The organism is Rickettsia sp. MAE-05 (assembly GCF_057319745.1).
In genome coordinates this window covers 1-11,935 of sequence record NZ_JBLTIO010000004.1, presented here as the reverse complement: position 1 = coordinate 11,935, position 11,935 = coordinate 1, and the positions used below count along the sequence as shown (strand labels likewise).

The window sequence follows — 11,935 nt, the reverse complement described above, 5'->3', positions numbered from 1 at the left end:
CTCCTTAAATTCTGAACCATCTTTTATTCCATTTAATTAAAGCTTTTATTTTATTTTGACGCTCTATTGGGTCAGAGGCTACGTTACTAAGTATAGAGACATCCTTTAATTTATGTACAATATTTTTTAAAGACATTACACTTAAAATTATGGCAATAATATAAAACCAAATTAAACTTCTAAAATTTAAGTTAGAATTATCAAATGAATTCTTAATAAAACTTATTGCTATAGCCGTTATACCATAAATATAGCATACCTCTGGAAAAGAAGCATAATTAACCATATAACTTATTATTAATTTTACAATAGCTACTTGCTCAGAATTAATTAATAAAAGATTATAAATAGAAGCAAACGGCACTTGTTTAAAAGAAGAACACTCAAAATCACATACAGTTTCTATACATAAGCTATTGACATAATTACACCATTTACTCAAAATAGGTAATAATAATAAAATTATTATTACCCATAAATTGGAATATTTTTTATTGAAAATCAAGTCAACGGTAATTATAAAAATTGCTATATATGATAACCAATATCCTACCTCTTTAATATTCGGTAAAATAAATAATAAAGGCGATATTAGAACTAAACTTAATAATATGTTATTATATTTTTTAGATTGAAGATAAATAGCTATAGTCGCACCAAATATACATCCTACAGTTGCATCAACATGTAACGAATTAATACTTACTATTATATCATACATAGAAAATAAGATTAGCATTAAGTATAAAAATATACCTAAAAGCAATCTTTTTTCTACTAATGCTACTGAACAAAAAATAAAATAAAGAAAGCCATTAGCAAATACATTTAAACTTTCTTTAAAACCAATAATTTTATTTATACTATATTGAAAAATACTAGCGAGTTTTACATAACCGTTAAACTTATTTATAACTGATGTAGGATCGTTAGGTAGCCTAAAACCATGATAAATATTTGTTTCTTTTAAAGTAAGCCCCCAATGAGAATATTCATCCCCAAAATAATAACTAGGATAGTCTTTTACGAATATATAATAAGCAATCATACCTAAAATAAATATGATTACGTCAACTCCAAATAATTCTCCTATATTTCTAATATCTTTACTTTGTCTAAAAGAATCAAAAATACAATAAAGAAAGAATCCTACTCCTAAGACAAAAGAGGCATAAATCACCGGATCCAATATATAAAATATAGAAGCTATAAAATATATTGATAAAATTCCAGAAGTTGAAAATACTAATGCATGAGAAAATTCTATTTTAAATAGTTTTCTAAAAAAGAAGCTATATCCTAAAAAAATTGTAAATAATAATATTATCCCACTCATATCGCTTTCAACTTATTTAGTATTCTTATTATTTTAGCGTAAATCTTTATAAAAATAGAGCGGTTTTCATTACTGATTTTTAGTTCTTGTTCCTTGGCTTCTAACTGTTCCTTAAGTATTTCTAATTCTTCAGTATTAATGATTAACTGCTCTGTTAGTTGGTCTGTAGTAGATTTTAATAATTCTTGTAAATTATTTATTTGCTCGTATAACTTATTGATATCTTTAAATTGTGAAGCAAATTTATTTATCTTAGATAAATATTCTTGAGCTGTATTAATAGCAAAATTTATTTTTTCTCTCTCTACTATTTCTAGAATTTCTTTTAAAGAGGTTGTCGCTCCTTTCTCAATTAATAGTTCTGTTGTGCGTTGACACATCCATAAACCGCATTTTAAACTATTTTTTACAATTTCATTGTTTATAACTTTTTCTTTAAAATCAGGAAATATAGCTTTTAAATTTTCTAAATGATTTGTAGCATCAAATAAAACCTTTTCTCCATATACGTCATTAAAATAATTTTCGGTATATACTATATTTTTTATTGCATAAAACCCTCCATAAGGAGTAGTAAGAAGCTCACTCTTAGCATTATGAGTATGTAATTCTTTACATCCTATAATACTCCATCCGGAAAAATCTTCAGGATGCCATCCGGATTTATGCTCTTGCCATTCTCCTCCATGTAAATTCCAGCCGTCAGTATCATGTACTTCTTGCGGCATAAAACCCAAAGGGGTAAATATTATAATTTGTTTGCGAGCTACCCGTTCGCATTCAATTAATACTTCTTTTCCGATTTCTTTAGGCATATGCTCTATAACATCAATTAAAAATATTGAGTCAATAGATTTATCGGAAAATGTAGTAAGAGTAGCTTTTGCGTCTAAAGGAATTATTATTGAATTAGTTCCTGATAAATTCTTTTTTAATATTTCAGCATATTCTTGATATGGTTCTACACAAATAAGTAAATCAGGAACTATATATTGTTGCGGATGAATCCCGCATCCAATATCCATAATACTAGAAACAGGATTTATAAATTCTTTTATTTTAGTATGAAATATATCTGCCGAATACCATTCTTCAACTATTTTATCTTTTTCTGTCATTTAAACCAAACCGTACGATTAACATAATCCACATAACTTAAAACTATACGCAATATTTTCTTTGATACAAGACCCGCTTCGGCATAATCCGGCACGATATCTTGCAAGCGTTTATTATTCTCGTGTTCTTCCGTAATAGCTTTCACCGATTGTAGTACCCGCTCAGCTTTAAAGCCCGACATAATAAGCGTTCCGGCATCCATACCTTCAGGACGTTCATGTGCTTCTCGAATATTTAAAGCAGGTAAATTAAGTATTGATGCTTCTTCAGTAATAGTACCGCTGTCGGACAAAATACAAAACGCATTCATTTGAAGCTTGATGTAATCCGTAAAACCAAAAGCGGGCAAAAACCTTATTTTATCTCCTAAATCTTTAAACCCTTCTAAATCCTCAAGCCTTTTTTTAGTCCTTGGATGTGTTGAGAAAATTACGGGGAAATTATACTCTTTAATAAGCGTTTGTAAACTACTTAATAACTCTTTCAGATTATTTTTGACGTCGACATTTTCTTCACGATGTGAGCTAATTAAGAAATACTCCTTTGCTTTTAACGATAATTTATCTAAAATATCCGAGTTTAATATTTTAGGCATAAAACGGTCAAGAACTTCAGGCATATGCGAGCCTGATTTAAAGATAAGCTCAGGCGGTAAACCTTCAGCAATTAAATAACGTCTAGCATGTTCGGTTAACGTAATGTTAACGTCACTGATATGATCGATTATTTTACGGTTTATTTCTTCAGGTACACGCTGATCAAAACAACGATTTCCTGCTTCCATATGAAAAATCGGGATTTTACGGCGTTTAGCGGCAATCGCCGATAGACATGAATTAGTATCGCCGTAAAATAAAACGGCGTCGGGTTTTTCTTTCTCAAGTACCTCGTCTACTTTTTCGATAATAAGCCCGATAGATTTTGCCGTATTATCTGCCGCTACTTCTAAGAAATAATCAGGTTTTCTAATTCCCATATCATCAAAAAAAACCTGATTTAACTCATAGGCATAATTTTGACCGGTATGAACTAGGAGGTGATTAGTATATTTATCAAACTCGGAAATCACGCAGCATAGTTTAATAAGTTCAGGACGAGTACCGACAATCGTCATTACTTTAAGCATTTTTTAGCTCCTCTTGTACGTAATCAAGCGTCAATAATAACTCTTTTACTTCTTCTAAATTTAAACGTTTTGTATTATGGGAAGTGTAATCCTCTAAAAGAGCTACTTTCTTTTCACCTTCAACAAAATATTTTGCATAATTAAGATCACGCCCGTCCATAGGAATACGATAATAATCCCTTAAATCATCAGCTTTTGCCATTTCTTCAGATGATACTAGCGATTCGTAATGTTTTTCGCCGTGACGTGTACCGATAAAACGTATTTCATTTTTGCTATCGAATATATCTTGTAACGCTTTTGCAAGTACTTCAATTGTACTTGCCGGAGATTTTTGTACGAAAATATCTCCTTGACGCCCATGCTCAAACGCATATAAAACTAAATCTACGGAATCTACAAGCGACATTAAAAAACGTGTCATTGACGGTTCTGTAATGGTTAATTCCTTACCTTGTTTTATTTGATTGATAAAAAGAGGAATTACCGAACCACGAGATGCCATAACGTTGCCGTATCTAGTGACGCAAAGCACAGTCTCACCTGGAGAACGCATACGTGCTTTTGCTATTGCTAACTTTTCCATTAATGCTTTAGATAATCCCATTGCATTAATTGGATATACAGCCTTATCGGTACTCAGTACAATAACTTTTGTAACTTTGTTATTAATAGCAGCACTTAAAACATTTTCAGCACCTAAGACATTAGTATTGATTGCTTCCATAGGATAAAACTCACAAGTCGGAACTTGCTTTAAAGCGGCGGCATGAAATACATAATCAACGCCGTGCATCGCCTCATCAATACTTTTATAATTACGTACATCCCCGATATAGAATTTAAGTTTTGAGTTATTTAAAGCAATACGCATATCCTCTTGCTTTTTTTCATCTCTACTAAAAATTCTAATTTCTTTAATATCATTGATAATATCGGATTTAAGAAAATGAGAAAGCACCGCATTACCAAACGAACCGGTGCCTCCTGTAATCATTAAAGTTTTATCTACAAACATTATTTATTTAGTACCTATTTTTGTTATTATTTATCCGTCATTGCGAGGAAAAATTGTTGCATAATCGTCATTGCGAGGAGCGAAGCGACGTGGCAATCTCGTAAAACATCCTGAGATTGCTTCGTCGAATTACTACGTAATTCTTCTCGCAATGACGACTCGGTATTCACGCAGTCTACGACTGCTCGCAATGACGATTTACCCAAATTCACACATACGCTTTACAAGCTCACGCCAATCAGGCGGAGTATACCCCGTTACCTCGTTAAAACGAGTAGAATCTAGTGAGCGATCTATCACAAGCTCATCTGACGGAATAATATCGATTTTTTTATCATATATTTCCGCTACTAATTTTAACAATTCTAGCTTATTAATCGGTTTTGATGCAACATGATAAAGCCCATGCAGTTCTTTATTCGGTAATACAAAATCCCTTATTATTCTTGCAAGTTCTACTGTCGGAAATCCTGAATAAATAGCTTTTTCAAAACCTTTTACCGATTCTTTTGAACTTAAAAACCAGTTGATTAAGCTTCTATTGCCTGCCAGCTCATGACCTATAATTGAAGTACGGAGTGTGATAGCATGAGGATAATCTACTTCGCCAAGAAACTTAGAACGACCGTAAAGATCATAGCAATCCGGAAAATCGCTTTCCTTATAATTACCTTTTTTTCCTGAAAACACGCAATCCGTACTAATATGGATTAACCTTGAATTAGCTAATTTACATAAATTAGCTAGCCTATGCGGTAACAAACTATTTATTGGCAATGCTTTTAACGGGTCGTTTGCATCCGCTAGTTGTTTTACAAGCCCTATACAATTTATGACGATTTCGGGTTTTGCTTTATTAAATACTTCAACTAACGAATCATGATTCTCAACATCTACATTTGTAATTAATTTATCGGATAAATCTTTAGAAAAATAAGAACGAGCGGAATTATTTCGAGCTGTCGCATAAACGTCAAACTTACTATCCTGACTTAAAAATCTAAACATACTGTTACCCAGCATACCGGTAACACCCAGAATTAATATTTTCATGATATATTTTATTTATTTTGCATAGCTTCTATCATAAATAATATATCTTTACAATAAGGTTTTTGAAAAGCTAGAAATTATATAATTATCAACGAATTAATTTAATATTAGCGTTTTTTATTTTGAGTCCTGCCCATATTTTATCACTAGTATATATAGTTATATCATAATATATACCGGTAGCAATACAGGCTCTATCGCCAAGCGATAAGCCATATTCTTTAGTATAACTAATTAATTTTCCTGCTAGAATTGCAATATCTTCAGAAAATGGAATAATTTCCGGTATAATATCAGTTATTATTTCATCTATTTCATGTGCAGGAATATTTGCTCTTGTAAGTACACTAACAAATTCACTTAAATTAACACTTGATATACTACTACTTGCTATAATATCTTCTAATAGTTTATAACCTGATTCTCTTTAAAAGTGCAATAACTGCAGAAGTATCTAATATAGCCTGCTTAGATTTTACCGATACTTTATTCTTTTGCAGCATCTTCTTTTCTCATAAGCTTTAATTCTTTATATAAATCAACATCTTTATACTTATCCAATATGTTTCTTGCTTTTTCTATATTTGAATGAAAACTCGATATTATTAATTCCGAATCGTTATACTTAATTGTTACCTCGTCTCCTATTTTAAGTTTTAATTTCTGTCTTACTTTTATAGGAATAGCAAGTCTACCGTTATTATCAATATAACTTTTTTGTACTATCATAAAAAACAATTAAATTAATTTTTTGAACTTTTTTATATTTTATTCTTTTTGATGAAATTAATCAATTTAATAAATTGATTAATTAATAATTTTTTGATTTTAAATCTAAAACCTCTTAATCGAATCAAGCACGGTTTCAAGAATCATACTAGCAGCTACTGCATCATCATTGTTATTACGGTCTTTTTCTTTTAACACCGAATGATTTAAGGAAATTATTCGCAGCTTTTGTAGTTAGTCTTTCATCTTGTAAATATATAGGCAAGTTTATAGATTTTGTTAATTCTTCTGCAAATTTTATTACTATATTTGTTTGCTCCGTTACTGCTCCATTCATATCAATCGGTAGACCTACTACAACACCGCAAACTTTATATTTTTCTATAATATTAAGTAAGGAAGTAATAACGATTTTTTTATTTATCTCAATTATAGTGTTTAAGGGCATAGCAATATTACGTTCTTGATTAGATAATGCGATTCCTAATTTTTTGCTTCCGTAATCAATAGCAATAAGTGGAGCATTTGGTATTAAAAAGCGGATAAAATTCTTGAAGATTTTTTATGATCATGGTAGTTATAAAAATTACTTTATTAATTATTATATATGCTAAAAACTATTCAAAAACATTTAGATACGAAATTAATTAAATTATCAGCGATTTTAGCCTTTATTTATTGTTTGTTATTTAATACCGCAATAATGATTTATAAATTTGATTATTATAAAGCAACGATTTTTAGAGGGATATTAGAATTATCAAAAGATTTTTGTTATATTTATATATTTTCTTTTATAGCATTTTTTGGTCTTAGCGTACATAAATTAGTGTTAAAAATCGGCGTAGGGTTTTTATTTATAACATCCGCTTATTGCTAGCTATTACATTTATTTCTTCAAAATCAATCCTACTAAACAAGTAATAGGTAGTTTTTTCTCAACGGATTTAAACGAAGTTTATGAATTAGTCAGCATTAAATTAATAATATGGATAATTTTTTGCCTTTTTAGCTGTTTTTATACTCTCAAATCTTTTGCCGCCGAAAATTCTAAATCATTCGTAACAAAATTATTATCTGCCGCTTGCTTACTTATTTTTGTATATAATATTATTACTCCTTCATTTAAGATACTAAAAAATTATTTTCCCATTCAGTATTTACATAATAGCTATCTTAATTTTGCTGGAAATTTCGGTGATAAAAATTATGCAGATATTAGCAAGCAGTATAATTTTATAGATAAGTCAGATAAAGATATTATTGGGGTTTTAGTTATAGGAGAATCGGCAAGATTTGATCATTTCGGTATTAACGGTTATGAAAGAGATACAACCCTTACTTAAAAACCATCCCAAATCTCACTTCTTTCAAAGCCAAATCTTCTTCCAATCTTACCTATATTTCCGTACCGTCTTTACTTTCACGTTACCCCGCAAGTCAAATTGAAAATGCTAGACAAGAAAGCAGCTTTTTATCAATTTTAACAAATCTTGGCTTTCATACTACTTGGATTGGTACCCAAACTTTAATGAGGAGTTTTGCTAAATTTTGACCTCAGTAATATATATAATGACATTAATTTTACTATAGTACCGGGCGGCTCTGCTCTATTCTCTCTAAATGCTCATGATGAAAAAATGTTACCTTTTATAAAAGAAATAATAACAAATTCAGAGAAACAATTTTTAGTAGTTCATACCTCAGGAAGTCACTGGAACTATAACGCAAGGTATCCTAAAGAATTTGAACATTTCACTCCTACCTGCCCTATTAAAGTTAAAGGAGATGCGAGTGATTGCGATAAGCTTGAGTTAGTTAACAGTTATGATAATTCAATTTTATACACCGATTTTTTTTTATCTAATTTAATAGATTTGCTTAAAGATAAAAATGCCTTTTTACTATATGTATCCGATCATGGCGAATCGTTAGGAGAAAATGGTTATTACGGTCACGGTGGTCCACTACTTACAGAACAAATAACAGTGCCACTTATAGTTTGGGTATCAGATGATTTTAGAGAAAAATATCCTGAATCGGTAGACTCAATTAAAAATTATGCTAATACCGAAATTAGCCATGATTATGTATTTCATTCAATCCTTGACTGTTTAAATATAGATTCCGACATGATAGATAAAGACTTAAGTATATGTAAATCTAGTTAAAAATTATTGAATTATTAAAAAATTTATATATAAATTAAAATCTCAATAATTATATGATTTATTATTATGTCTGATATACCTAAACTAGACGACTATTATTATAGATTTTACAAAGTATTTTACTTAAAACACTAGAACAAAATAAAGCCGCTGAAACTTATTTGTTACAGAAAGATTTTAATAGTGCTTTAAATGAGATAAAAAATATAAATGAACAACTTGAAGAATATTCAAATATTCTTCCCTTACTCAAATTAATTAAAACTTATTTCATAGATAAAAAAATATATAATTAAGTACCGTTTAATTTAAATCCTTTTTTTATAATTAAAAATAATATAGAGTGGAAATAAAAAAAGGTATTGAATTATGGAATATGCATTATTAATTTTCAGCATTATAGCGATTTTAGTTATAATACAAATGGTTAAAGTTGTACCTCAACAACAAGCATGGGTAGTAGAGAAATTGGGGAAGTTTGACAAAGTACTACAACCTGGTTTAAATTTACTAATCCCTGTCATTCAGAGAGTAGCATACAAACATACTTTAAAAGAAGAAGCTATAGACGTTACCGCTCAAACAGCTATTTCAAACGATAACGTAACATTATCTATCGACGGTGTTTTATATGTTAAAATCATTGATCCGATGGCAGCATCTTACGGTGTTAATAATCCTTACTATGCTATAACGCAGCTTGCTCAAACTACTATGCGTTCGGAAATCGGTAAACTCCCTTTAGATAGAACTTTTGAAGAGCGCGAAACTTTAAACGTAGCAATTGTAGCAGCTATTAATCAGGCTGCTATAAATTGGGGCATACAATGTATGCGTTATGAAATTAAAGATATTCAACCTCCGCAAACTATACTTAAAGCTATGGAATTGCAGGTAGCTGCAGAGCGTCAAAAAAGAGCTCAAATTCTAGAGTCGGAAGGTAATAGACAAGCAAAAATTAACCATGCAGAAGGTGAAAAAGCACAAATCGTACTGAATTCAGAAGCTTCTTATACAGATCAAGTTAACAGAGCAAAAGGTGAAGCTGAAGCAATAGGCTTAGTCGCTACCGCTACGGCAAATAGTATTGAGATTGTCGCAGCTGCCGTACAAAAAACAGGAGGAAGCGATGCAGTAGCTCTTAAAATAGCTGAGCAGTATATTAGTGCATTCGGTAATTTGGCTAAAGATACCAACACCGTAATTTTACCCGCAAACCTTTCAGAACCTAGTAGTTTTGTAACCGGAGCGTTAACTATATTTAACCAACTAAAAGCTTCTTCAGAAAAGAAAATAGATAAGTAGCAATTTATAAAGATTTATTATTGTAATAATAATTAGTTTTATATATCATATCAAATTATTAATTAATAAAAGGTTATGAATATGTCAGTATTTGTCGGCAAAACTGCTCCGGATTTTACAGCTAAAGCTATTATGCCTAATAATAATATAGACGAAAAGTTTAAACTTAGCGATTATGCTGCAGGGGATAATATAGTGTTATTTTTTTATCCCCTAGATTTTACTTTTGTTTGTCCATCGGAAATTATAGCATTTCACAATAAGCTTGGTGAATTTACCGAAAGACGTACTAAAGTAGTAGCTGTTAGCGTTGATTCTCATTTTAGCCATTTAGCTTGGAAAAATACTCCGCATAATAAAGGCGGGCTTGGACAAGTACAATTTCCAATGGTTTCCGATATAAAAAAGGATATTTCTTCAAAATATAACGTACTTAATGAAGACGGTGTTGCTTTGCGTGGAACTTTTTTAATTGATAAGGATTTCATAGTACGTCATATGCTAGTTAACGACTTACCTATCGGTCGTGATATTAATTATACATTAAAAGTAATCGATGCTTTAACTCATCATCAAAAACATGGCGAAGTTTGTCCTGCCGGCTGGCATAAAGGTGAGGAAGCAATTACCCCGTCACATGAAGGTATAGCACATTATTTAAGCTCACATGCCGAGAAGCTGTAGTACTCGTTTAATTTGAAAAATTGGCGTCGACCTAATCGTCATTGCGAGCAGCCATAGGCTGCGTGGCAATCTCATGTAAATAATACTCCTGAGATTGCTTCGTCAATTACTTCGTAATTTTCCTCGCAATGACGTTAACAATTAAACCAAAACCCATATCAAATAACCCTAAATAATGCTAAAAGAATTATTTTCTGCTCCTAAAATATCTTATGATATTGAAACAATTAATATTTTACGTCTTATTAGGAGTGAAAATATCGGTCCTAAAACTTTCTTTAGTTTAATTAAATTATTCGGTGATGCAGCAACTGCCATAGATAACGCTCCGGATTTTTCATTGCGAGGCGGAAAGTCAAAACCAATTAAAATTTTCAGTAAAAGCGATGCTGAAAAAGAGTTAGAGCTTCTTGAAAAAGACAATGCTAAGATTATCACATATAAATCTCCGGAATATTCAAAATTATTACTTGAAATTTATGATCCACCTCCAATATTAAGCTATAAAGGTAATATAGAGTTATTAAATCATAATAAATGCGTTGCAATAGTAGGTGCAAGAAACGCTTCTGCAAACGGAAGAAGCTTTGCTCATAAAATTGCAAATGATTTAGTAAAAGAAGGGTATATAACTATTTCAGGATTAGCAAGGGGGATAGATAGCAGCGTACATCAAGCTGCAATTTCTCAAACTATCGGAGTTATTGCAGGCGGTATTGATCATATATATCCACCGGAAAATAAAAAACTATTTGAAAATTTAGCAGAAGAAGGTTTAATATTAGCTGAGTTACCTATCGGCTCTACCCCGCTTGGAAAACATTTTCCACAGCGTAATAGGATAATATCGGGGCTAGCCTTAGGAGTAGTGATAGTAGAAGCAAGCTTAAAATCCGGTTCATTAATAACTGCAAAATTTGCACTTGAACAAAATAGGGAAATATTTGCCGTTCCCGGCTTTCCTTTAGATCCAAGATGTCAAGGTACAAATAAATTGATTAGAGAGGGAGCATATTTAGTGGAATCAGTGGACGATATTGTAGCTAATTTACCGCAATATGAAGAATTTATGAAAAAAGATGATGGATTATTTAAGGATTTTGTTGAGCTAGGAACAGTAAATACTAGATATGTTAAAGAACCGTCACAAAAGGAGCGTACTACTATATTGGAATTATTATCGGCAGTACCTATAGATTTTGAATATTTACAAAAAGAAACGGAATTACCGCTTCCTATTATATATACGGTAATATTAGAATTAGAACTCGCCGGCAAAGCAATACGTCACGCTGGCAATAAAATATCATTAGTTTACGCCTAATGCTCTATGTCATTCCCACGTGGCATTGTTGCGTGGATACTGAGTCGTCATTGCGAGGAGCGAAGCACAA

9 protein-coding genes and 4 pseudogenes are annotated in these 11,935 nt (G+C 31.1%); 5 read left to right on the top strand and 8 right to left on the bottom strand.

Annotated elements, in window-relative coordinates:
• Window positions 1-4: 4 nt before the first annotated feature.
• The 8 genes and pseudogenes from ACNFN7_RS07105 to ruvX all read right to left on the bottom strand — a co-directional run bounded on the left by ACNFN7_RS07105 (window position 5) and on the right by ruvX (window position 6,953).
• The gene (locus tag ACNFN7_RS07105) at window positions 5-1,336 is read right to left on the bottom strand and encodes a hypothetical protein (protein WP_485441403.1); all 1,332 of its coding nucleotides are present in this window, start codon (window positions 1,334-1,336) and stop codon (window positions 5-7) included.
• The gene (locus tag ACNFN7_RS07100) at window positions 1,333-2,454 is read right to left on the bottom strand and encodes a methyltransferase domain-containing protein (RefSeq protein ID WP_485441402.1); all 1,122 of its coding nucleotides are present in this window, start codon (window positions 2,452-2,454) and stop codon (window positions 1,333-1,335) included. The genes ACNFN7_RS07105 and ACNFN7_RS07100 overlap by 4 nt, the downstream gene beginning before the upstream one ends.
• Window positions 2,451-3,581: a non-hydrolyzing UDP-N-acetylglucosamine 2-epimerase gene (gene wecB, locus ACNFN7_RS07095; RefSeq protein WP_485441401.1), complete on the bottom strand. Its 1,131-nt coding sequence runs from the start codon at window positions 3,579-3,581 to the stop codon at window positions 2,451-2,453. The genes ACNFN7_RS07100 and wecB overlap by 4 nt, the downstream gene beginning before the upstream one ends.
• Window positions 3,574-4,599, bottom strand: a complete 1,026-nt coding sequence (gene capD / locus ACNFN7_RS07090; protein WP_485441400.1) for a UDP-glucose 4-epimerase — start codon at window positions 4,597-4,599, stop codon at window positions 3,574-3,576. The genes wecB and capD overlap by 8 nt, the downstream gene beginning before the upstream one ends.
• Before the next feature lie 198 nt (window positions 4,600-4,797).
• On the bottom strand, window positions 4,798-5,652 hold the full coding sequence (locus ACNFN7_RS07085; protein ID WP_485441399.1) for a dTDP-4-dehydrorhamnose reductase family protein: 855 nt from the start codon (window positions 5,650-5,652) through the stop codon (window positions 4,798-4,800).
• A gap of 88 nt (window positions 5,653-5,740) precedes the next feature.
• Window positions 5,741-6,052, bottom strand: a pseudogene (locus tag ACNFN7_RS07080) (PIN domain-containing protein); the annotation flags it as partial.
• 86 nt (window positions 6,053-6,138) lie between these two features.
• On the bottom strand, window positions 6,139-6,381 hold the full coding sequence (locus tag ACNFN7_RS07075) for an AbrB/MazE/SpoVT family DNA-binding domain-containing protein (protein ID WP_410527219.1): 243 nt from the start codon (window positions 6,379-6,381) through the stop codon (window positions 6,139-6,141).
• A gap of 105 nt (window positions 6,382-6,486) precedes the next feature.
• Window positions 6,487-6,953 (bottom strand): annotated as a pseudogene (ruvX, locus tag ACNFN7_RS07070) (Holliday junction resolvase RuvX).
• A gap of 35 nt (window positions 6,954-6,988) precedes the next feature.
• Here ruvX and ACNFN7_RS07065 point away from each other — a divergent pair.
• From ACNFN7_RS07065 to dprA, 5 genes and pseudogenes are all read left to right on the top strand, one after another.
• Window positions 6,989-8,552 (top strand): annotated as a pseudogene (locus ACNFN7_RS07065) (phosphoethanolamine transferase).
• 66 nt (window positions 8,553-8,618) lie between these two features.
• Window positions 8,619-8,848 (top strand): annotated as a pseudogene (locus ACNFN7_RS07060) (hypothetical protein).
• A 73-nt stretch (window positions 8,849-8,921) separates the two neighbouring features.
• A complete protein-coding gene (locus tag ACNFN7_RS07055) occupies window positions 8,922-9,857 on the top strand; it encodes an SPFH domain-containing protein (protein ID WP_010423399.1) in 936 nt (311 codons plus the stop codon).
• Between the two features lie 81 nt (window positions 9,858-9,938).
• Window positions 9,939-10,541, top strand: a complete 603-nt coding sequence (locus ACNFN7_RS07050; RefSeq protein ID WP_040257484.1) for a peroxiredoxin — start codon at window positions 9,939-9,941, stop codon at window positions 10,539-10,541.
• A gap of 175 nt (window positions 10,542-10,716) precedes the next feature.
• Window positions 10,717-11,865 (top strand): DNA-processing protein DprA, encoded by a 1,149-nt coding sequence (gene dprA, locus ACNFN7_RS07045; RefSeq protein ID WP_485441398.1) that lies wholly within the window; start codon window positions 10,717-10,719, stop codon window positions 11,863-11,865.
• The last annotated feature ends 70 nt before the right edge of the window (window positions 11,866-11,935 follow it).